Below are 22,295 nucleotides of genomic sequence, written 5' to 3' on the forward strand. Positions count from 1 at the left end.
GAGCTCGCCTGACATCCTTCATCGATGGTTAAAAAACCAAAGAAACGGCGCGAAACGGTTGGAACCGGTTCGCGCCGAACGCAAAAACGACGATGTCACCCGACGGGACAATCGTTTCGCATAGTTTTTTATAGAGGGAGTTCGCGAACCTCTCCCGGCCGCTATTTCCATAATGGACATAGCCCGGAATTTCTTCTTTAGCTGGTTATTCTCAAGTACTATAGCATAGCTTGGGCTTTATGGATACAGACAGTATTTTACTGGGAAAAACAGGGATAGGAAGTTTGCCTAACCCCGTTATCCCGCAGCCTCATTAAGCTGCGTCAATGTTTGCAGCATATGCGTAATCAGCTCGGGAATGTCATCCATTTGTTCCTCGTTAATTTGCCGGTTAAAGCTTAGCTCGATCACATTCGAATAAATCGGCGCTTCTGTACCGTATACGTAACTGATCGTCTGCGTAGGCACCGTATCGGGCTCCCAAATCCGCCGCATGATCTGCTCGACCAGCTTGCACTGTTCGTTAATGTCATGCATTTCCATATAGAAACGCAAACGCAGCGCACAGGACGGCGTCTCCCCCTTCAGTTCCAAAATTTCAGCCGCCAAATCCTTCAGCGAGGCGGTAAGTTGAATCTCTGCCGATACGGAAGCACGCTCCGCCAGCTTGAATTGAAGCGCAAATTCCCGCGACATAACAGCCAGCTCCAATCGGTCCTTTCGATTTATAATATCGATCTTCCGATCGAGCGTGTCCAAATCGTAAAGCTGGTTCTCAAAAGCTACTTTCAAATTCTCGAATACGGTTGGATCAAACATCGCTGCTTCCTCTTTTCGCCTGCAATATACTCCTTGTTATTGTAGTTCAAATTCCGAATCGAATCGAGCCTGCTGAAGGTTTTTTTAATGATTATGCTGTGCCAGAAGGCATAAATGTAATATTATTACAGAAAGAAGGGTCGGTGCTGCGGTAATGAAAATAGCTTTTATTTTATTCGACGGCGTTACTTTTTTGGATTTTGTCGGCTTTTATGACGGGATAACACGCTTAAAATACTTCGAAGAAACGAAAGCTTTCACCTGGGATATTTGTGCGCTTCAAGATGAGGTTACCGATGAGCTTGGCATGACGATAAAAATTAATAAAATCAAACCTGCGTTAGCTGACTACGATATGGTGTTCATCCCGGGCGGGTTTGGAACGAGGGCGCTCCGCTATGATGAATCCTTTATCGCTTGGATCAAGGAAGCCAAGGATGCGCAGTATCTCATCTCCGTTTGTACGGGGTCCCTTCTATTAGGCGCAGCCGGATTTTTGGAAAATAAAAAAGCGACCACGCATCCTTATGCTTATGATTTATTGGCGCCTTATTGCCAGGAGGTCGTCCATGCCCGCATTGTAAGGGACGGCAGCGTGATTACCGGCGGCGGCGTAGCCACCTCTATCGATTTGGCTCTTTACGTCATCCGCTTGTTCCTCAGTGAGCAGGACTTGCAAAACATAAAAAAACAAATGGATTACCCTTATGACATGCAGAATATGGTAACCTATTAATTCATCCTTCACGGATGCAGAGAAACACAAAAAAAGAGACCCATCCGGAAATTGGTCAAGCCCCAATATTGTTTATGTTGCTACGTGTACGAGTCACTTTTCTTATACTTCATATCTGTAAATCTTGGTCCTGCAACAAACCCAAGCCTTTGGTATAAGTGTTCTGCTGGATTTCCAATTAAAATATGTAGTTTTATAACCGGCGTAATCGAATATGCCGCTGTAATAGAGTATTTTATCATAGCTTGCGCAAGTCCTTTTCCGCGGTATTCCGGTAGTACAAACACATCATTTATACCTGAAAAATTGTTAACTATCTCCGGATATACACCTGCAATACAGCCGCCTATAATTCTGTCTGTGCTTTTTTCCTTTGCTACCACTACTTGATTAAGTGTATTAGTTGCTGTGTACCATTCGAAACAATTACTTATTGTTTTATTAATTTCTTCAATACTTTCTTCCCCAAAGACTTCATATGCTATTCCACCAAGAAATGAATTCCTGAGGGCTCTAGCCATTTCTGGTATATCGCTTTCTTTTGGCGTTTCGAGGAAATAGCAATCATCAAGTGAGTAGCTTAATTTGTCGGTCGGTCGGCACATAATTTGTCTCGGTCGCCAAATTTCTGCACCGAAGCTCATTAATATATCAATATTTTCTGTAAGTATACCTTTTAATTGGATTTCCCCTTCTGAGCTCATAGCTTCTCCTTGCAGCAATAACAACTTCCAAAATAATCTTCTGTCACAAAAAGGTGCAATTAGAAAAGGAAACATGATTACATTAGGAGCAATAATCGCACCACCCACTTTTTCTCCATCACAATACAAAAAATAACAATCTTCAGACCATTTTGTATCATTTAGCCGAGCATTCCAGTCGTACCACATCTCGATATCTGCTTGTGAATATATGGTTTGATATACAGCAAACAAGTTCTTGTTTGCTTTTTCAAAATAATGATTTTTCATTTACAATCCTCATTTCAAAAATATTTTTGCAACCCTTTGCACCTTGTATCTCCGTTGGAAAATCTACTCTATGTACGAATAACATACATACAAGTCACCCCATAAAAAACCTCCACTTCAAACGATTAATTCATCGTAGAAATTGGAGTTACTTTTGCGTTATTTACCTAGATAGAACAAAATCCCATCTAGATATATTTATTTCGCAATTAACACCTTCAATTCAAACTTCTATTGCTCTAATAATCATGCAATAGAACCCTAATAAATGGAAGATTGAATTTAATTAAAACCGTTCTTTACTGCTCAATATTCATGCGGAGGCATCAGTCTGCCACCACGGAATCCTGCCCGTTAGCTTAATGAAGTCCAGTCTAACATTTGCACTCATGCTGTAAATTGTAGTCGATACTCATTTGGCGTCTGTTGTTTTAATCTAATTTGGATTCGTTCATTATTGTAAAAACGAATGAACTCCTCAATTCGTTGTTGAGCCTCGCTAATTGAACTAATATCATAGGGGTAGAGTGCTTCCGTTTTTAGATGCGAGAAAAAACTCTCCATTGCGGCGTTGTCTATACAATTGCCCCGACGAGACATGCTGATTTGAGCACCGACCTTTGGTAGTAGATCGTGGTATTCGTGGGACGTATATTGGGATCCCTGGTCGCTATGAACGATTAGATCAGCTATCTTACCAGAAGCATCCTTGTGTTGTTTAAAAGCTTTTGCAAAGGTGTTCAGCACCAACTCATTGTCATTTCTAGTGCTTATATGAAACGCTACAATATCATTTCCACACAAATCTTTTATGTCAGACAGATAGAGGCGCTGCTCCCCCACGCGGTATTGAGTGATATCTGTAACCCATTTAAGGTTTGGTTTTGTAGCAGTGAATTCACGATTCAAGAGGTTTGGAGATACTCGGCCATCTGATTGCGCGGCTTGATAATTACCAAAGTAGGGACGTTTAACACGAATAATTGATCTAATACCCATTTCTTGCATCAGACGCAATACTTTCTTATGATTCACCGTTTCATTGTACTGACGTTCTAACTCGCCTTGGATTCTCCTATAGCCGTAAATTCGCTCACGCTGTAGATAAATTGCCTTTATCCGTTGCTTGATTACGCCATCAGGGTCTGCTTGCTTACGCTTAAGATATCGATAGTATGCGCTCCTCCATACATCAAGTAATTCACATAGCAAAGTCACTGGGTAAAGATCAGATAACTCCTCGATAATTGCATGCTTGCCTTTTACACCTCCCGTTTCCAGATTTCTAAGCACTTTTTTAGTACCCTATTCTCCCGTTGAAGTTGTTGGTTGTAACGATCCTTATCTATATACTCTTCTCGGCGACCTCTATTATCCAATAATCCGTATTCGCCTTGTTTCCTGAATTTATACACCCATTTACGAACTCTATCTTTATCTTGTATTCCATACTTTTCGGTAATCTGCTTGTACGTCCAATTATCCTCCTCGTGTAAACGTACCGCTTCTTTCCTTACTTCATTTGAATACAATTTATTCGTTTGCTCTCTTTTCCTCATAAAAATACACCCCTAAAGTATCATCGGTTTCCCATATGGGTTTTTCCAATGTCTACTATAAGGGGTGCACTTCAAACACGGATCGGTCTCTTTTTCTGCACGCCTTATCTTAAATACAGCTGAAGCGGAGACAAGCCGAGCTCCCGCACGCCTTCCGCAACCAATCCGGCAATTTGGATGCCGCCGAGCTCTTGGAAATGCGTATCATCCTGTGCGCCGTTTGGAAAATGAATAAATTCGCCCGGATAGGCCCACATGAATAATGCTTTCGAGGGCTCGTCTCCCAGCTGCTCGTACAAAGCTTTGCTTTTGGCCGCCAAATCGATGAGCGGAACGTCCAGCTCTTCCGCAAGTTCCTTCATGCCGAGCAAATAATCGCCATGCGTATCGATAATCCGTCCCTGTCCGTCAAACTTGCGGCGATGCATCGGCGTGATCAGTACAGGCTTGGCGTCGCGCGCCCGCGCCTCTTCCACATAAACGGCAAGCATTTCCTTGTAGCTGCCAAACGGCTCCGTTGCCCGTTCCTCGTCCGGCTTCTCGTCGTTATGCCCGAATTGAATCCATAAATAATCACCCGGCTTGATTTGTTCCAGGATAGCGGCAAGCCGGCCTTCATTAATAAAGCTTCTTGAGCTTCTGCCCGACTTCGCATGGTTGTCAATGGCGACATCCGTCTTAAAATACAACGGCAACATCTGTCCCCAGCCCGCATAAGGAAACGTATCCTGATCGGTCACCGTCGAATCGCCCGCCAGATAAATGGTCGTTGCTTGCTTCGCTTCATCAATTTGCAGCGCATTGATCCGCGGCGCGATGCCGGAGAACGCAAGCCGGAGGCAGCCGTCTGTCACTTTAACGGTAAAGCTGTGTACCGCGTATTGTCCCGCCGAGGTTACCGCCTTATTAAGCACAATGCGCCCAACGCCGTATTTTAAAGTAGTAGAAGTCGGAGCGATCGCATCGCCGATCGTGGCTGTTACCGTATATAGGCCGTTAGGGAGGTCAACCCTAAACACCGCTTCCAAAGGAATGCAGAATGCGCCCCGCAGGCGGTCCTGCTCATCGCGGTTACGCGAATTTACCTGCTTATTTGTCTCAAAGCCGTAGCCGGGCACCTCGCTGTATACCGAGCCGGGCAGCACATGTATATGCGGGGAAGCCGGCGCGCTGCCGATGCCGAAATCGAATGTAAACGAAACAGTCATGAATGCACCATCCTATACGGTTATTGTCCTATTGTTAGAATAGCAAATAATGCGAGGATGGGAAGCTAATAATTCGGCTATTTTGTTCAAATTTCAGACTCGCTGCAAATCGAAACCGGTGGCGGGCACACACCGCTCGTTTATCGACGCAAATGGCAGCGTGTAAGCGGATACGACAAATGAACGCTAGAATACGTCAAAATTTGCGTTACCCGCGGAATTCCGTATACTAATAGATAGGAATCATATAGGTGCTATTTTCTAATTGAGGTGACACGAGTGGACGAGTTAAAACAAGCCTATGCAACAATGGGGCTGCCAGAGCTTGCGGCCAAAGAGGAAGTGGAGAAGCGTTATACGACGCTTATGCGCCAAGCCCGCTCCAGGACGCAGCAGCAGAAGGACAACGCAGAAGGCTCGGAGGATTCTTTTGCAAAGATTACGCAGGCGTACCGGCTTATTTTGGAGTATGAGGATCGCAAGCTGACCGATGCTTTCAATGAGCAGGAATACGGCAAATACAAGAAAATGGCTGGACAAGCCCAGAAAATGGATCATTTTTGGCGCTATTACAGATTCCACACGCTCGGAGCAATCGCAGCAGTCGCACTTATTATTTACGGGGTAATTAGCTTTATGAACTATCGCGAGGAACAGGAACGGCTCGCCAATCTGCCCCCTGTCGATTTGAATGTATCCTTTATGGGCAATTACATGCTAAAGGAGGATGCGCCGAAAGAAGAGCCGATTGAGACCGCGCTTTTGACAGCGTTTCCCGAATGGAAGAGATTCGTAGCAAGCGTTACCATGGTTCCATCAGATGAGCAGGCACAATATGCCTATATGCAAAAGGCCGTACTCGTCTTAGCGACCGAGCATCCGGATGTTTATATCATGGATAAAGGTATTTTCGAATGGGTAGGCAGGCAAGGCGTCCTTATGAATCTTGATGATGATGTCAGCGGCGAGCTTAAACCGCTTATGAAGGACGGAGTCGCGAAAAAGCTGAAAACCGATGAAGATACCGAGGAGCATGTTTACGGTATTGATCTCAGCAACAGCTCGCTCGTTGATCAAGTGCCGCTTTATAAAGAGAGCATGATTATCGGCATCCGTCTTGACAGCAAAAATCCCGATAAAGCAAAAGCATTTATTAAAAAGTATTTAGCCACGATAAAATAAAAAAAACTCGAAAGCCCGAAAGCGGCACTCATTTTCATAATGAATGCAGCCTTCGGGCTTACTTATTTTTAGCAAGCTTCAGCTGTTGTTTTTTGGTAGAATAATGAAATAAACGGCGTTTCTGATTACAATATACCGGCAGAGGAGTTTGCTAAGGATGGAATGGAATGGTAAACGTTTAGAATTAGAAATGGCTGATATCTCCGGCTCCAAATTTCATAAAGTGAACGCGGAAGGTTCGGTTTTTGACGATGTAAATTTAGCCAAAACGCAAATACATAACGCCAACATGAGCAGCATGGTTTTGGATGATGTCAATATGTCCCATTTCAACATTTCGAATGCGAATTTAACCGGCCTTGAGCTTAAAAATGCGAATCTGAGCCATGCCTTGTTTGATCATATTCATTTATTCGGAACCGAATTTCGTAATGTTGTGCTTCCGAGTGAGAAGGAGGGAAACGTTCACACTGATGGGGAATACAAACCAATCGTTTTCCGGCAATCCGATTTGAGCGGCGCGCAGTTTATAAATTGCAATTTATCCAACCTGGATATCCGTGACTGCAATATCGCCGGATTGAGGATCAATGGCGTATTGATTGAGGATTTAATCAAGGCACAGCAATAATCATAGAGGTAATCCGAACATAAAAAGGCTGACATCACCGGGCTTTTAGCCTGCTGCGTCAGCCTTCTATTATTTTTCCAACCAATAGCCGCTTACTCAGCTCTCGCCCAAGTGCTTTAAGACAATGCGCTCAATATGCTGCAGATGCTGCTTCATCCGTTCGGCCGCGAGCTCGGAATCCCGCTGTACGATCGCCTCGAAAATCGCCGAATGCTCCATAAAAAGGCGCTCCGCTACAGCCGCGCTTGCATACAGCTCCACCCGCCGAATATCATGGATCGCCGTTTCGATATGATTCATGATCGACTCGAATAAACGGACCATGATCGAATTATGCGTAGCTCTTGCAAGCGTCAGATGGAATTGAAGATCCAGCCGCTCACCCTCCGCCTCATTGCCCGCGGTACGTTTCATTTCCTCGATGAGTACCTGAAGCTGATAAAGATCCGTCTCCGTATGCTTCACCGCTGCTATAGCCGCGTTCGATACTTCAAGCGATTCACGGGCCTCTAACAGCTCCAGCACCGTCTTACGGTTCATCCGAAGCGACTCCAGCTCCGGCAGCTCCATATCCGCCGGAACGCTGCGAATGACACGGCAGCCGCCTCCTTGGCGAATTTCAATCAGCCCCATCGCTTTAAGCGCGCTGAGCGCCTCGCGGGTTGTCGAACGTCCGACGCCGAATTGCTCGGACATTTGCTTGGTGGAAGGAAGCTTATCGCCCACCTTCAGCTTGCCTTCGATAATAAGACGCTTCACCTGCTCGGTAATTTCCTCGTAATGATTTCGCTTCGACAGCTTCTCTACATCTAATGACGGCATAACCTGTCACCTCCCAAGCGTTAACGCTGATTTAACCATTAAGCGGCGTTTAACCGCCGTTTCGCAGTGTCATTCTTCTCTCGCTATATGCTTACCCAACGAGCAGCGCATATACGATACCCGGTCCGTGAACACCGATCGTCAGATCATTTTCAATGTCAGAGGAACGGCTCGGTCCCGAAATAAAGTGAATGCCTGCCGGGAGCTGCTCTCTGCCTGCCTCATCGAAAGTAACGAGTACTTCGCCAAGCCTAGTCTTCAGTCGTTCTATAGGGATAATAATAATGAGCACGGTTGGCAGCAAGCTGACCGAACGCCCTTTATTCGGAGCCGATAATACGGTAACCGAGCCTGTATACGCGACGGCATGATCCGCAATGACGATGCCAAAATCCGCTTCGGCCGCGCGCGCGCGCCAAAATTGCTCATCATCCGTATTCCACGTCGATACTTTTGCTTCGGTCAGCGAGTCTTCCAAAGCTAACGCGTCCAGCTCCGGCTGGTTCTGGCGGATGACATATTTGGCGCTCATCTCCTCCGCCTTCTGGACGATAAACGTTTTTGCTTCTTCCATCGATGCTACTCGGGCGGCATGCCCGCCAACCGATAGGAAATTATCCGTAAAAGCTTGGACTCGCTCTTCTTCCGTCCATTCGAACGCGTTCCAGAAATCAGGCGCTCCGCGGAACGGATGCTGCGGCTTCTCGTACATTCTCGGATGTCTCAGCTTAGCGGCAATGCCGTTCATAAACTGTTCCTGCTTCGTTTTCGATTCCGCTTCAAGCTTCTCAAGCCACTGCTTATGCTTATCAGCCATGACCGTGCCCTCCTTTGCCCTGCTTCTCATCCAGCTCGCGCTTCCGCACCAGCTCCTCCATCCGGTTTTGCATGGACGGCTCCATCTGCTTAAGTCCCTGCTTCAGCTCTTGGTCGAGCGTATCCCAGCGATCGCGGAACGATTCCTTCGGCAGGCTAGGCGTAACGCGATAGGTGTTCCAGCCTTTAAGCGGCCCAAGCTTCGTCTTGATGACTCCGCTGCGCACGACCAGCTTCTGGCCCAGCTTCCCTAATCGCAGTACGCCGCCAAGCCGCGAGGAATTTCCCATGACGGTGGCGAAGCCCTGCATGCCGATCGACTCCATCTTGCTGCCGTTTCCGCTTTCCACCTTGCGTCTGCGCAAATAAACGAGCATGTCGTGAAGCGGTATTTTGACTGGACAAGCCTCATAACAAGCGCCGCATAAGCTGGAGGCGTTAGCGACATCGTCCCATTCGGCAATGTTTTTATTCAGGGAAGGCGTCAGGACGGCTCCAATCGGACCGCTGTAGGTGCTGCCGTAAGCATGGCCGCCAATATGGCGGTATACCGGACAAGCATTCAAGCATGCGCCGCAGCGGATACAATTCAGCAGCTCTTGGAATTCAGGGTCGCCAAGCTGGAGCGAGCGCCCGTTGTCGATGATGATGATATGCATTTCATCAGGTCCGTCCGCATCCTCGGAGCGGCGCGGTCCGGTAATGCCGGACATATACATCGTCAGCTTTTGGCCTGTTGCCGAACGCGGCAGGAGCGTCGCCATAACCTCGAGATCGGACCAGGAAGGAATGATGCGCTCCATGCCCATCAACGTAATTTGCGTTTTCGGCACGGTGGTAACCATGCGCGCATTGCCTTCGTTTTCAAAAAGCACCATCGACCCCGTCTCCGCAATCGCGAAGTTGCAGCCGGTCATGCCGATCTCGGCATCGAGAAACTTCTCGCGCAGCTTTTTGCGAACGAAGCCCGCAAGGGCCGTCGTGTCCGGGGGAAGCGTGTAGCCTGCTTCTTTGGAGAGCAAATCGGCGATTTGGTAACGGTTTTTATGAATAGCCGGTATGACGATATGGGAAGGCATTTCGCCCGCAAGCTGAATAATATACTCGCCCAAGTCGGTTTCTACCGCTTCAACGCCGATAGATTCCAGCGCATGATTGAGATGAAGCTCCTCGGACACCATCGATTTTGATTTTACGACCGACTTGGCGCCCGCATGCTCGGCAATATCCAGCGTTAGCTCAACGGCCTCCTCCGCCGTATTCGCAAAATGCACATGGACCCCGTTTGCCCGCGCGTTGTTCACGAACAAGTTCAAATAATAATCGAGATGGGCAATCGTATGGAGACGGATTTGCCTGCCGCGCTCCCGCCACTCCTCCCAGTTGCCATGCTCATCTGTCGCTTTTTTCTTCCCGTTGCGCAGCCGTTCCGTAGTAAACCGCACCGCTTTGCGTAAAAATTCATCATTAAGCGCCAGATCCGCCCTTGCTTTTACGGTTGCTTCCGTCTTTGAGCCTGCCATCTTATTTCACCCCTTCATAGAGAAGCTCTGCCAAATGCATGACGCGAACGGGCTCATTGCGATAGCGCAGATTGCCGGCAATATTAAGCAAGCAGGCCATATCCAGACCGACTAATACTTCTGCTTCCGTCTCGAGCACATGATCAACCTTCTCAGTTACCATCGCACCTGAGATATCGGCCATTTTGACCGCAAACGTCCCGCCGAAGCCGCAGCAATCCTCAGCGAAAGGCAGCGGTACAAGCTCCAGCCCTTTCACGTTTTGAATAAGTGCGAGCGGTTCATCCTTTACCCCGAGAATCCTGCTTCCGTGACAGGATGGATGATAGGTCACTTTATGCGGAAATGCAGCGCCAACATCCGTAACGTCCAGCACCTGCACCAAAAATTGGGTAAATTCAAATGATTTGCTTTGCAGCTTATTCGCCCGCTTCAGCATAACCGGGTCATCTTCAAACAGCTTCGGATAATGATGGATCATGCCCGTGCAGGAGCCGGATGGCGAAATAACGAAATCGCTGTCTTCAAAAGCATCCAAAATCGTTTTTGCAGATTCCCTCGCTTCCTTCCAATAGCCGCTGTTAAAGGCTGGCTGCCCGCAGCAGGTTTGCACCGTAGGAAACTCCAATGAAACCCCATACTTCGCGAGCAAGCGCACCATCGCTTCACCGACTCTTGGATACAACGCATCGCTCAGGCAAGTAATAAATAATGAGACCTTCACACCCGCACCCCTCTCGTGATTCTTATGTTTATTTTATCAGGTTGTCAGACAAGTTTGAATAAAAAAATTTACTTTTGCGAGTAACCATGCCGTTTGTAGGCGCTGTAAGAACCTATTGGTGCTTACAGCCATATTAAAAACGTTGCTTGAGCGCTGTAAGAACACATACGCGCTTACAATCCACAATTGCGAGTAACCGTGCCGTTTGTTGACGCTGTTAGAACATATAGGTGCATACAGCCACTTTAGGACGTTGCTTTGAGCGCTATAAGAACACATACGCGCTTACACCGCAACAACCCCCATCACCCTACAAACGAAGAACGGCGCTGCGCTTCTGCTGAAGCCAGCGCCGTCTCTGCTCTAAACCGTGGTAACGGTAATTTGCTTGTCATTCAGCTGGGTGAGCAGCTCGGGTGACAGGCGACCGTCAGTAATGATCGTGTTGACATCGCTCAAATCAGCGACATGCGTAAACGCTTGGACGCCGAACTTGCTCGAGTCGGCGAGCAAAATCACCTGGTCCGCCATGCCGACCATCTTGTGCTTAATGCGTGCTTGCAGCTCATTCGACTCGCTGATCCCGCGCTCCAAATGAACGCCCTTGCACGAGAAGAAAGCCTTATCCACATGATACGCATCGAGGGAACGCTCTGCTAGCGGACCGACATAGGACAAAGAGCGCGAGGCTAAAATACCGCCCGTCGAAATCACTTCGATCTTTTCCTTGCTGCTCAGCTCCATCGCTACTTTAATCGAGTTGGTAAGCACCGTAAGCGGAATATCCGGCATGCTTGCCGCCATATACCACGCTGTCGTGCTGGCATCGAGCAGAATACGGTCTTTGGGCTGAATCAGCTTAATCGCTTCCTCGGCTATCCTCTTCTTCTCATCCGCTTGCGCAATCTCCCGCTCAAAATAAGGAATTTCCGGCTGCTGATCCTTTACGCTAACCGCACCGCCATGGGAGCGGCGCAAACGTCCGGCTTGCTCCAAGCGGTCGAGATCACGCCGAATCGTTTCCTCGGTCACCTGACATAGCTCAGCCAGCTCCGTTACCCGGATGCTGCCTCTCTCATTAACCAGCTGTACAATTTTGTCGTATCGTTCCTGGGCCAGCATAGCGTACCTCTTTCACACTTATATTTGAATTCGCCTTTAAGCGATTCCTGTCTTGTCTTTAAATAATACGTAAGCCTGCTCCCAAGCTTCCTTTTGGTCAGGCTCGTAAACATCAACCGGGAAGGACTCGCGAATGGCCTTGCGCGCTTCCCAAATGTCCGCAAGCTGACCGCTGGCAATCCACTGCACGATCATATTGCCGATTGCGCTGCCCTCGACGGGGCCTGCCCATACCGGCTTGCCGATCGCATTTGCAGTCCACTTGCACAGCAGCGTATTCTGAATGCCGCCTCCAACCATATGCAATCCGCTAAAGCTTTGGCCGGACAATTGCTCTGTTAGCTCAAGCACATTACGGTACTTCAAGGCTAAGCTCTCCAAAATGCAGCGAACGATCGCTCCCGCATCCGAAGGTGCCGTTTGCCCTGTTCGCAAGCAATATTCCGTTATGCGGGCCGGCATATCGCCAGGATGCAGAAATAAAGGATCATCCGGATCGATGAATGCGGCGAACGGCGCCGCCTCATTGGCCAGCTTTACTAATTCGGGGAAGGAATAAGAAATTCCTGCTCGCTCCCACGACCGTCTGCATTCCTGCAAAATCCATAAGCCCATAATGTTCTTCAGCAGGCGATAAGTGCCGTAAACGCCGCCTTCATTGGTGAAATTCAACTGCTGAGCCTGTTCATTGATAACCGGGGCATCTACCTCCGTACCCATCAGTGACCATGTGCCGCAGCTCAAGTACGCAAACGACCGATCAAGCGCAGGCACCGCCGCAACTGCCGAACCGGTATCATGCTCCGCTGCCGCATAGACGGGAACGGATTCGATACTCAGCTCCTCGCAAAGAGATGCCCTTAGGCTCCCAACCCTCGCGCCAGGCTGAACAACTTTGCCGAACAAGTCCGGCGATATGCCGATTGCGCGAATCAGCTCTTCATCCCAGCTGCCCGTTACTGGATTATACAGCTGGGTTGTCGTCGCATTGGAGAACTCATTGTACATCTCGCCGGTTAGGAAATAGCGGAGCAAATCCGGAATCATTAGAAAATGCTTCGCATCCCTCAGCAATGGCGAATCCGCCTTTTTCAAAGCTGCCAGCTGATAGATCGTATTGAACGGGAGAAATTGAATGCCCGTCTTCTCGAAAATACCGGTTGCCGTCAGTTCGCTGACGACCTCCTCCATCACGCCATCCGTGTGGTGGTCGCGATAATGATATGGATTGCCGAGCAGCTCGCCATGGCTTCCGATCAAACCGAAATCGACAGCCCAAGAATCAATCGCAATACTGTCCAGCTTTATCTCGCGATGCTTTACTTTAAGCAGTCCCTGCTTAAGCTCATGCAGCAGCCGCAAAATATCCCACTGCAGCCGATCGCCTACCTGCACCGGATCATTCGCGAACCGGTGCAGCTCCTCGACCTCGATCTTGCCGTTATTCAGTCGGCCGAGCAGCGCTCTTCCGCTGCTCGCGCCGAGATCAAAAGCGAGAATGGTCACCAGCTGGCACCACCCTTGCCTCTCACTAAAATATCCTTGCCATAGCTGCTGCTGAGGTAGGCTTTCATTGGATCAAGCGGCAAGCCCTGCTCTTCGCGGATTGCGTGAAGCAGCGGCGTCACGTCAAATTCAAATGCGCGGCGAACGGCATCTTCAGCGCCTAGAACATCATTGCGTTCAGCCGCATCGTTGACTTCGTCATGGTTGATAAGTAGTGCCTTAGCGAACTGTGTTTGTACGTTCAGTACGGAACGAAGCATAGCCGGAATTTTTTGCTCGATATTATGCGATTGATCGATCATATAAGCGATATTGTCCACATTGCTGCGAATGGCAGCATCCGAGTCGCCTGCCGCGCTTAAAATTTGATAGAAAATCAAGAACAGCTCGTACGGGTTAACGGAGCCTACGATTAAATCATCATCCGCATACTTGCGGCTGTTGAAGTGGAAGCCGCCAAGACGCTTCTCGTCGATCAAATAAGCGACGATGTGCTCGATATTCGCCCCTGGCAGGTGATGGCCCGTATCCACTAGCACTTCTGCTTGCGGCCCAAGCTTTTGCGCAAGGTTATAAGCCATGCCCCAATCCGCAAGATCCGTGTGGTAGAACGCCGGCTCAAAGCATTTATACTCAATGAGCATTCTCATTTGCGGTGTCATTGCATTGTACATCTCAGTTAAAGCCTCTTGCATCCATGCCTTGCGCTTGCGGATATGCCCTTGACCCGGATAATTTGTACCGTCAGCGAACCATAGGCTGAGGTCGCGCGAGCCTGTTTCCTTGGCAATGTCAACGCATTCCAGCAAATGGTCGGTCGCTTTCCGGCGCACCGCAGCATCCGAATTCGTTACGCTTCCAAGCATGTAATCCTCATCCTGGAATAGGTTCGGATTAACCGCCCCAATGGATAGCCCGAGATTCTCGGCATGGCTTCTTAACTTGCTGTAGTCCTCCACCTTATCCCATGGAATATGAATAGCTACCGATGGAGCAAGCCCTGTCAGGCTGTGCACCTGCGCCGCGTCCTCGAATTTTTCGAACGGATTGCGGGGAACGCCCTCTTTTTGAAAAACCTTGAACCGCGTACCGGAGTCGCCGTAGCCCCAGGATGGCGTCTCAATTTTGAGCGCTTTCAATCTTGCTTTTACTTCATCTATATTAATACCTCTAGCTTGCTGCTGCTCTTCGAAAAACGCGTATGCGCGGTCGGACATATCGAACACCCTTTCAAGTTTAGTTAACTATTTCATAGGAAAAGCCATGGTAGACATTAACGTGTTTTCTGCCTGCGTAGAGTCTAGCCGGCTGTATTGTACAATGATCGGGATATCGCTCTGCACCTCGATGGCATAAGGAACGCCGATTGGAATCGACGCTCCCTCCTTCATCAAAGAACTCGTACGGATATGCTTTGTACGTCTGCCTTGAACGACAACCAAAATATCTTCAATCGGCTCGCGGTCCTCAAAATAAATCGTTATACGAATAAGTGCTTCTTCCGAGGAACAGTTCAGTACACAAATCGATTCATGGCTCGTGAGCGCTCCCGTGCTATCCGGCGGAATGAAACCGTCCGGAATGTACCAGTTCTTTTCCCCTCTTGCTTGGAACATGTGCAGCATTCCTCCTAACGGGTGAAAGCAGCAGGTACGCCGCCATCAATAGTCAGCATGCAGCCAGTCGTTTTATCCGCTTTGGAGGATGCGAAGAACGCAATACCTTCCGCGATGTCGCGCGGATAAATGTTCACCAGCAGCGTCGTGCGTTTGCGGTAATACTCTTCCAATTGATCCGGCTCAATGCCGTAAGCCGCTGCACGTTCATTGCGCCAGCTGCCGTTCCAGATCGCAGAGCCTTGCAAGATCGCATCCGGCAAAATCGTGTTCACGCGGATTCCGAATTCGCCGCCTTCTGCTGCAATACAGCGAGCCAAGTGAGCCTCAAGCGCTTTTGCCGCGCTGTACGCGGAAGCATTTTTTCCTGCGTACACCGAGTTTTTGGAGCCGATGAATACCATGTTGCCGCCGATGCTTTGCTGTTTCATCAATTTAAAGGCTTCGCGTGCCACCAAGAAATAACCCGTGCCCAGCACGTTCATGTTCAGGTTCCACTCTTTTAGGGATGTCTCATCGAACGGGCTCGAAGTCGCAAGACCCGCGTTGTTCACAATGATGTCCACGCCGCCGTATGCAAGCGCCGTTTCAGCATAGGCTGCCACAACCTGCTCTTCGCTGGTTACATCCATTTTGACGGCTGTCGCGCGGTTATCGCCGAATTTCTCGTTGATTTCTGCGGCAACCTTCTGCGCGCCCTCTAGATTAAGGTCAGCAAGTACGACATGCGCACCCTCGGATACTAGCCGGCGTGCCGTTTCGCTGCCAATGCCGCCTGCGCCGCCGGTAATGAAGGCAACCTTGCGGGAAAATTCGGTTTCTGCGGGAGCAAGCGACAATTTGTAAAGCTCAAGCGGCCAATATTCCACGTTGTAGGATTCATTTTCGCTAAGCGAAACGAAATCTCCGAGCGCCGTTGCGCCGCGCATAACCGCAATCGCACGGTGATAAAGCGCGCCGCTGACCTGTGCCATAGCCCAGCTCTTGCCTGTATTGATCATGCCGATACCAGGGATCAGAATCACGCGAGGCGCGGCTTCGAACATAACGTCGCCTTCGTTCTTGTTGCGATCGAAATACGCTTTGTATTGCTCTTTGTATGCAGCGATACCTTCCGATAATTTCGCTTTCAGGCCATCGATATCCTCTGCATTCGGCGTCCAGTCAATAAACAAAGGAACAACCTTCGTGTGTACGAGATGATCCGGGCAAGCAGCGCCAACCTGAGACAATTGCGGGGAATCCTGCCCGCTTACGAATGCAAGCACATCCGCCTCATCGTCAAAGGTCAAAATCATTTTTTTCGCATCGCTGACTGCGCCGCGAATCGTTGGCATTACTTGTGCAGCAACGCTTCTGCGTACATCTGCTTCAAGCACCTCGTGCTTCACGCCGCCGAATAGGGACGCTTCGTCAAAGCGGGATTCAATAAAGGCTTCCGCTTCGGAAATGATTTTGATCGTTTGCGCGTAACATTCCTCGCTCGTTTCACCCCAAGTAACCAGTCCGTGCTTCTCCATAAGCACAAGCTCCGCATTAGGGTTAGCCAGAACGCCTTCCGCGATCATTTTTGATAGATTGAAGCCGGGACGAACATAAGGTACCCATACGAAGCGGTCGCCGAAAATTTCTTTCGCAAGCGCTTTGCCGTTATCTGCGCAGCACAAGCTAATAATAGAATCCGGATGCGTATGGTCCACATGTTTAAATGGAAGGAAAGCATGCAGCAGCGTTTCAATGGAAGCGCGCGGGTGCTTCGAATCGATCATGCAGTTGACAAGATACGCAACCATCTCCTCGTCCGGCATTTCAGAGCGTTCGAATAGCGGGCGGATATCATCCATGCGAAGACCCGTAAAGTTGCCTGCTTTCATGGAAGCAAGGTCAGAACCGCTTCCTTTCACGTACATTACTTCAACGTCGCGTCCGCGGAAATCCTTCACGGTTGTTTTGCTTGAAGTATTGCCTCCGCCGTAGTTGCATACGCGGCGATCTGCGCCGATGATGTTGGAACGGTAGACAAGCTCGGCTAATCCGCCTTCAAGCTGCGATGCTTTTTCGTTTTCCCATAAACTCTGTACCATGAATATACCTCCGAATATTGTTTTGTATTTGTTTGAATTGATCATATCATATTTGTTTTCTTTTGAATATATTAATTTCAAAGAAAAACGGAAATGAAATAAAGGATAACGGATCACAAAAAAGAAGCCCGGAGAGATCGATTGAATCGACCACTCCGGGCTTCTGCATAGGTTGTTTAAACTAAACGTTCTTATTATTGGCAGCGCAGCGTTACTTCGATATCTTGGTTGTAGTTGCCAAAGCCTTTGCCAAACAAAGTAACGCCGCCGCAGTTTTTCGCAGCGGTGCTGCTTGAAATACGGAACAATATTTCTTTGTCGTAAGCCAGCATAAGCTCGTCAATCGTAACCGCCGACACTTGAATCCCGTCAATAAACGATCCCTGCCGGTTTACCCGAATCGTTTTGATTAAGCCATGCTGGATGTTTTTATGCCACCATTCGGGTGTATACAAGCCTCTTGCGCTGCCGAAATCTCCTGGATAGGTCCATACCCCAACCCCGACACCGTTTATCGCAAAAGAAATGTCCGATGGCAAATGGTTAACGCTGCACGGCGTATCCGAGCAAATCTCCATCGAAATTTCAAGCGATTCGGGCATTTCATTATTGACCATGTAATTAGGTATCCGATATTCAACAAAGCCGGATCCGAACCAAATCACCTTGGCTTGCACATGCTCCGGATCGGCAAAATACCGCGGATCGTCGCACATGCCGATCATTTGAGTATCCGAAGCTAGTCCGCAGGTCGGCTTAATTTGATATGACGAATAATGCCCGACCGGGAGTGATACCTCATAACGCTTTGCTTCATCTATTACCGGCGAGCTCTTGAATAGCAGCATCGTCTGTGTAAGCTGGAGATGGCAGATCTTCTGCATGCCGCGCTTGCCTGCCACGCTCTCGCAGCGGACAATGCCCGCTTCCTCCAACATATGAATATGCCTGGTTACTATAGGAGACTTTATGTCTAGCGCCTCAGACAAGCTTTTGATATTCATCGGTTGAACGCCGAGCAATTCGATCATTTTCACCCGTGTCAGCGATGAGAGACATTCAAGAAACTTAATATTACGACTGCTTACTTCTACTTCCATTCCGGCTTCCCCTTCGACTCTATCTCATTGCCACTCATTATATAACTAAAAAGTTAACCTTTCAATGCTTATTTTCGGTATAACTTGACAATTTAATTCGATTTCACTAAAATAAACGGCGTATACATAACTTAAAAGATATTTGGTTACCTAATTAGTTATCTAAATAATTCTAGGAGGTACAACATGAACTCATTTCAATTCGTAAACCCGACCCACATTATTTTCGGTGAGGGCACTGCTAATCAAGTAGGGAAGCTTACTTCAAAATACGGAAAAACGGTCCTGCTCGTTTATGGCTCAGGCAGCGTCAAAAAAACTGGTTTGTACGATAAAACCGTCGGCCTGCTGCAAGAAGCCGGCATCACCGTGCACGAGCTTCCTAATATTGAACCTAACCCGCGCCTCACTACCGTCAAAAAAGGAATCGACCTTTGCCGCGAGCATGGCGTTGATTTCATTCTCGCAGTCGGCGGCGGCAGTGTCATTGACGCTTCCAAAGCGATTGCTGCAGGCGTCCCTTACGAAGGCGATGTTTGGGATTTCTTCACAGGCAAAGCTGTAATCGAACAAGCGCTGCCGATCGGCACTATTTTGACGCTGGCTGCAACCGGCTCTGAAATGAACGGCTCCTCTGTTGTTACCAACTGGGAAGAGAACCTAAAGCGTGCTTTTGGAAGCTCTCATACCTATCCTAAGTTCTCCATTCTTGATCCGACGCTTACCTATACGGTGCCGCGCAATCACACCGTTAACGGGGCTGTCGACATTATGTCGCATGTTTTCGAACAATACTTCAGCTTAACGGAAAACACGCCTCTGCAGGAGCGCTTTTGTGAATCCATTCTCCAAACTGTCATCGAAAACGTTGAAATCGCGCTAGAAAATCCAGAGGATGCCGCTGCTCGGGCAAACCTGATGTGGTGCGGTACGATGGCATTAAACGGCGGCATGATCAGCGTCGGCATGGCCAATGACTGGGCTTCCCATGGCATTGAGCATGAAGTAAGCGCGATTTACGATATCCCGCACGGCGCAGGCCTCGCGGTTATTTTCCCGAATTGGATGAAATACGTGCATGAGGAGCGGATCGACCGTTTCGTGCAATATGCAACACGCGTATGGGGTGTAAATCCGGAAGGGAAATCCGACAAGGAAATCGCACTCGAAGGCATTCAAGCTACAAGGGACTTCTTCACGCGGATTGGAGCCGAGTCGCGTCTTGCCGACTTCGAGATTGGAAGCGAAAAGTTGGACCGCATGGCTGAAGAAGCCGTTCGTTACGGCGCAATCGGTTCATTCAAACGTTTGGAAAAGCAGGATGTTAAAGCGATTTTGGAATTATCATTATAATAAGGAGGTTATATCTCAATGACTAAAGCGCTAATTGAATCCACTACATTAAGCAACGGCGTGAAGATGCCTTGGCTAGGCCTTGGCGTATGGAAAGTTAAGGATGACGGCGAGGCAGAAAGAACGGTTGCTTCCGCCATTGAAGCTGGTTACAGAAGTATCGATACAGCTGCTGCCTATAATAATGAAACGGGCGTTGGCGCAGGAATTCGCAACAGCGGTATCGCTCGTGACGAAATATTTGTAACGACAAAGATTTGGAATGCCCATCAAGGCTATGAAACTACGCTTTCGGCATTTGAAGACAGCAGAAAGAAGCTTGGCATTGACGTTGTCGATCTGCTGCTCATTCACTGGCCAGTTAAAGAAAAGTACACGGAAACCTGGCGCGCTCTTGAGAAGCTTTACCGTGACGGATACGTACGGGCGATTGGAGTCAGTAATTTTCAGATTCATCATCTGCGGGACGTCATTACCTCCGGAGAGTTTGTTCCGATGGTTAATCAAGTGGAATACCACCCGCTTCTCACGCAAGCAGAGCTTCATCAATTTGCAAAAAGCAGCAATATCCAGCTGATGGCATGGAGTCCGCTTATGCAAGGAAATCTGGATCACAGCATTCTTGCAGAGATCGGCGCGAAATACGGCAAGTCACCTGCTCAGGTCGTGCTTCGCTGGGATCTTCAGAATGGAGTCGTTACGATTCCAAAGTCGGTTAATCCCGTTCGCCTGAAGGAAAATGCGGATATTTTCGACTTTGAGCTGAATGCGGATGAAGTCGCTCAAATTAGTGCGCTTAACCGAGATCACCGCTTTGGTCCCGACCCGGATAATTTCAATTTTTAATCCGGTCACAACGTATGATATAACGATATTACATTGAAAAAGCGGCAGTCTAAAACATTTGAAAATGTTTTAGACTGCCGCTTTAACTTTACTATTGGACCAACGTCCTGCCTTACCATCTTATATTTTCCCATTCCTTCTGGCGTTCTTCCCGAAACCTTTGCACCCACTGCTCTGAAACATCATCCGCTAGTCGGTCCAGGGACGGCGGGGATATGTTAACGTTGTCCGTAGGAATAGCTAAAAACTCTAATACTTTCATGACGGTTCCCTCGTAATCTAGAATAAAATCCTCGTAGACAATCGTCAGCGGGATGATCCCCTCTTCCGAGAAAAATTATTCCATCGCCGCTTCACGAATCGAGCTTTCTATAAATAAATGATTAATAGCATCGAAACTATATTTATCGGCAATATCATGCTCTTGCGGCTTTTCGCCATATTTTCTATGCCACTCCCCGGATACGATCGCGCGCCACCAAGAAACAGCCAATCGCACTTTGTTTCTCCGCGTCATCCAAATATGCTTGTTGCAATTGGGAAAAGCTGCTCTCCATACTTCAGCCTGCGTTGCCGCCTCAGGAAGTTCATAGAGCTTTCTGAATCCCTGAATCCACTCCGGTGTTAGACATGTCTTCACCCCGAATACCCCATTGGAGGTTGTGCCCTCTTTCCACATGGCTTCAACCTCTGCTTTAGTGATTGTATTCGGGTCTCTGGGGTACATCCATTCACAAGGATTGCCTGCTGTGCCAGTGGAAGAAAGCGCATAGTTCAATAGAGTGCTCCCTGTACGCTGCGAAAACCAAATGGTATAACTCTGCTTAGGCGGTTTCATAGAATCCTCTCTTTCTGTGCGCTTCCGGCATAGTTTTTGATAATGAACTCCACAAGTGCATGCATTCCGTTTTCTACGGATTCCTGTTCTGTGTTTATCGTCAGCTCCGCGCGAATAGGCGGCTCATAGATGGCGTCAATTCCTGTGAACCCTTGTATCTCGCCCGTTCTTGCCTTTTGGTATAGTCCTTTTGGGTCACGCCGTTCACAGGTTTCAAGCGAGCATTGCACATAGACTTCCGCAAACTCATCCGCTTGAAAGCGATGCCTGATTTTATCTCTAACCGTTCTTGAAGGCGAGATCATGGAAACGAGAACAACAAAACCGGCATTTAAGAACATCATTGCGACTTCAGCAGCTCTCCGCAGATTTTCTTTTCGGTCGTTTTCTGAAAATCCAAGATCTTGATTTAGCCCTTGCCTTAGTTGGTCTCCGTCAATGACAATACACCGGATTCCGCGGTTTAATAGTTCTTTTTCAGCCATGCGGGATAAGGTTGTTTTGCCAGCTCCCGACAAACCTGTAAACCAAAAAACACCGCTTTTATGGCCATTTGCTGCTTCCCAATCGTTTCTATTCATCGTTCGCTTTCCTTTCTATGAGAACAAACGAATGTAAGAAATATGGAAGTAAGGCTAGCTATCAGAGCCGTTTTTCCTATGGCCTTCCATCCGTTCAACATTTATATCTAGTCTATTCGTTTATCTCATCGTAATCGAGGTATTGTTTACTTTTAAAGAAATATTACCTGCCTCTTCTCACATAAAACAAACAAGCCACATAAAATGCGGCTTGTCTGTCGTATTGTTCTTGTTCTCCGGCCATCGATGACAAAA

General features: G+C 48.3%; 21 protein-coding genes, 1 pseudogene and 1 riboswitch. Of the genes and pseudogenes, 5 read left to right on the forward strand and 17 right to left on the reverse strand.

Annotated features, from left to right (window positions below; all coding sequences use genetic code 11):
- Nucleotides 1-114: 114 nt before the first annotated feature.
- A riboswitch (PreQ1 riboswitch) is annotated at nucleotides 115-158 on the reverse strand.
- A 139-nt stretch (nucleotides 159-297) separates the two neighbouring features.
- The gene (locus ACN6MW_RS02060; protein WP_419873997.1) at nucleotides 298-819 is read right to left on the reverse strand and encodes a hypothetical protein; all 522 of its coding nucleotides are present in this window, start codon (nucleotides 817-819) and stop codon (nucleotides 298-300) included.
- A 154-nt stretch (nucleotides 820-973) separates the two neighbouring features.
- On the opposite strand from ACN6MW_RS02060, the gene ACN6MW_RS02065 reads away from it, so the two are divergent.
- Nucleotides 974-1,555, forward strand: a complete 582-nt coding sequence (locus tag ACN6MW_RS02065; protein ID WP_419873998.1) for a DJ-1/PfpI family protein — start codon at nucleotides 974-976, stop codon at nucleotides 1,553-1,555.
- A gap of 80 nt (nucleotides 1,556-1,635) precedes the next feature.
- Here ACN6MW_RS02065 and ACN6MW_RS02070 read toward each other — a convergent pair whose 3' ends face one another.
- The 4 genes from ACN6MW_RS02070 to ACN6MW_RS02085 all read right to left on the reverse strand — a co-directional run bounded on the left by ACN6MW_RS02070 (nucleotide 1,636) and on the right by ACN6MW_RS02085 (nucleotide 5,296).
- Nucleotides 1,636-2,529 (reverse strand): GNAT family N-acetyltransferase, encoded by an 894-nt coding sequence (locus ACN6MW_RS02070; protein WP_419873999.1) that lies wholly within the window; start codon nucleotides 2,527-2,529, stop codon nucleotides 1,636-1,638.
- Nucleotides 2,530-2,916: 387 nt separating this feature from the next.
- Entirely contained in the window at nucleotides 2,917-3,822 is a 906-nt protein-coding gene (locus ACN6MW_RS02075; RefSeq protein ID WP_419874000.1) for an IS3 family transposase, read from the reverse strand.
- Nucleotides 3,792-4,088 carry a transposase gene (locus ACN6MW_RS02080; RefSeq protein WP_419874001.1) on the reverse strand — a complete coding sequence of 99 codons (297 nt, stop codon included), beginning with the start codon at nucleotides 4,086-4,088 and terminating at the stop codon, nucleotides 3,792-3,794. The genes ACN6MW_RS02075 and ACN6MW_RS02080 overlap by 31 nt, the downstream gene beginning before the upstream one ends.
- Nucleotides 4,089-4,192: 104 nt before the next feature.
- A complete protein-coding gene (locus ACN6MW_RS02085; protein ID WP_419874002.1) occupies nucleotides 4,193-5,296 on the reverse strand; it encodes a rhamnogalacturonan acetylesterase in 1,104 nt (367 codons plus the stop codon).
- A gap of 279 nt (nucleotides 5,297-5,575) precedes the next feature.
- Between ACN6MW_RS02085 and ACN6MW_RS02090 the strand changes: the two genes are divergently transcribed.
- Nucleotides 5,576-6,478: a J domain-containing protein gene (locus tag ACN6MW_RS02090; protein WP_419874003.1), complete on the forward strand. Its 903-nt coding sequence runs from the start codon at nucleotides 5,576-5,578 to the stop codon at nucleotides 6,476-6,478.
- A 157-nt stretch (nucleotides 6,479-6,635) separates the two neighbouring features.
- Nucleotides 6,636-7,109, forward strand: coding sequence for a pentapeptide repeat-containing protein (locus ACN6MW_RS02095; RefSeq protein ID WP_419874004.1), 474 nt, complete (start codon nucleotides 6,636-6,638; stop codon nucleotides 7,107-7,109).
- A gap of 96 nt (nucleotides 7,110-7,205) precedes the next feature.
- Here the strand turns inward: ACN6MW_RS02095 and ACN6MW_RS02100 are convergent, their stop codons facing one another.
- The 10 genes from ACN6MW_RS02100 to ACN6MW_RS02145 form a co-directional block, all read right to left on the reverse strand.
- Nucleotides 7,206-7,931, reverse strand: coding sequence for a FadR/GntR family transcriptional regulator (locus ACN6MW_RS02100; protein ID WP_419874005.1), 726 nt, complete (start codon nucleotides 7,929-7,931; stop codon nucleotides 7,206-7,208).
- Nucleotides 7,932-8,022: 91 nt separating this feature from the next.
- A complete protein-coding gene (locus tag ACN6MW_RS02105) occupies nucleotides 8,023-8,748 on the reverse strand; it encodes a LutC/YkgG family protein (protein ID WP_419874006.1) in 726 nt (241 codons plus the stop codon).
- Nucleotides 8,741-10,270, reverse strand: a complete 1,530-nt coding sequence (locus ACN6MW_RS02110; protein WP_419874007.1) for a LutB/LldF family L-lactate oxidation iron-sulfur protein — start codon at nucleotides 10,268-10,270, stop codon at nucleotides 8,741-8,743. Before ACN6MW_RS02110 ends, ACN6MW_RS02105 begins: the two co-directional genes overlap by 8 nt.
- Before the next feature lies 1 nt (nucleotide 10,271).
- Nucleotides 10,272-10,994: a (Fe-S)-binding protein gene (locus ACN6MW_RS02115; protein WP_419874008.1), complete on the reverse strand. Its 723-nt coding sequence runs from the start codon at nucleotides 10,992-10,994 to the stop codon at nucleotides 10,272-10,274.
- A 363-nt stretch (nucleotides 10,995-11,357) separates the two neighbouring features.
- The gene (locus tag ACN6MW_RS02120) at nucleotides 11,358-12,116 is read right to left on the reverse strand and encodes a DeoR/GlpR family DNA-binding transcription regulator (RefSeq protein ID WP_419874009.1); all 759 of its coding nucleotides are present in this window, start codon (nucleotides 12,114-12,116) and stop codon (nucleotides 11,358-11,360) included.
- Between the two features lie 36 nt (nucleotides 12,117-12,152).
- On the reverse strand, nucleotides 12,153-13,622 hold the full coding sequence (locus tag ACN6MW_RS02125; RefSeq protein ID WP_419874010.1) for a rhamnulokinase: 1,470 nt from the start codon (nucleotides 13,620-13,622) through the stop codon (nucleotides 12,153-12,155).
- Nucleotides 13,619-14,839, reverse strand: coding sequence for an L-rhamnose isomerase (gene rhaI, locus ACN6MW_RS02130; RefSeq protein ID WP_419874011.1), 1,221 nt, complete (start codon nucleotides 14,837-14,839; stop codon nucleotides 13,619-13,621). The genes ACN6MW_RS02125 and rhaI overlap by 4 nt, the downstream gene beginning before the upstream one ends.
- Before the next feature lie 27 nt (nucleotides 14,840-14,866).
- Nucleotides 14,867-15,238, reverse strand: a complete 372-nt coding sequence (locus tag ACN6MW_RS02135) for a sensory rhodopsin transducer (protein WP_364149492.1) — start codon at nucleotides 15,236-15,238, stop codon at nucleotides 14,867-14,869.
- A 14-nt stretch (nucleotides 15,239-15,252) separates the two neighbouring features.
- Nucleotides 15,253-17,322, reverse strand: a complete 2,070-nt coding sequence (locus ACN6MW_RS02140; protein WP_419874012.1) for a bifunctional aldolase/short-chain dehydrogenase — start codon at nucleotides 17,320-17,322, stop codon at nucleotides 15,253-15,255.
- 194 nt (nucleotides 17,323-17,516) lie between these two features.
- Complete coding sequence (locus ACN6MW_RS02145) at nucleotides 17,517-18,422, reverse strand: ArsR/SmtB family transcription factor (protein ID WP_419874013.1); 906 nt, start codon at nucleotides 18,420-18,422, stop codon at nucleotides 17,517-17,519.
- A gap of 186 nt (nucleotides 18,423-18,608) precedes the next feature.
- On the opposite strand from ACN6MW_RS02145, the gene ACN6MW_RS02150 reads away from it, so the two are divergent.
- Both ACN6MW_RS02150 and ACN6MW_RS02155 read left to right on the forward strand, forming a co-directional pair.
- Nucleotides 18,609-19,775, forward strand: a complete 1,167-nt coding sequence (locus ACN6MW_RS02150; RefSeq protein WP_419874014.1) for an iron-containing alcohol dehydrogenase — start codon at nucleotides 18,609-18,611, stop codon at nucleotides 19,773-19,775.
- Nucleotides 19,776-19,793: 18 nt separating this feature from the next.
- Nucleotides 19,794-20,621 carry an aldo/keto reductase gene (locus tag ACN6MW_RS02155; protein WP_364149497.1) on the forward strand — a complete coding sequence of 276 codons (828 nt, stop codon included), beginning with the start codon at nucleotides 19,794-19,796 and terminating at the stop codon, nucleotides 20,619-20,621.
- Nucleotides 20,622-20,733: 112 nt separating this feature from the next.
- Here ACN6MW_RS02155 and ACN6MW_RS02160 read toward each other — a convergent pair.
- Together ACN6MW_RS02160 and cysC are read right to left on the reverse strand one after the other, a co-directional pair.
- Nucleotides 20,734-21,459 (reverse strand): annotated as a pseudogene (locus ACN6MW_RS02160) (Stf0 family sulfotransferase).
- Entirely contained in the window at nucleotides 21,456-22,040 is a 585-nt protein-coding gene (gene cysC, locus ACN6MW_RS02165) for an adenylyl-sulfate kinase (RefSeq protein ID WP_419874015.1), read from the reverse strand. The pseudogene ACN6MW_RS02160 and the gene cysC overlap by 4 nt, the downstream one beginning before the upstream one ends.
- Nucleotides 22,041-22,295: the final 255 nt, after the last annotated feature.

It is taken from the genome of Pristimantibacillus sp. PTI5, from assembly GCF_048572955.1.
GTDB lineage: Bacteria > Bacillota > Bacilli > Paenibacillales > Paenibacillaceae > Pristimantibacillus.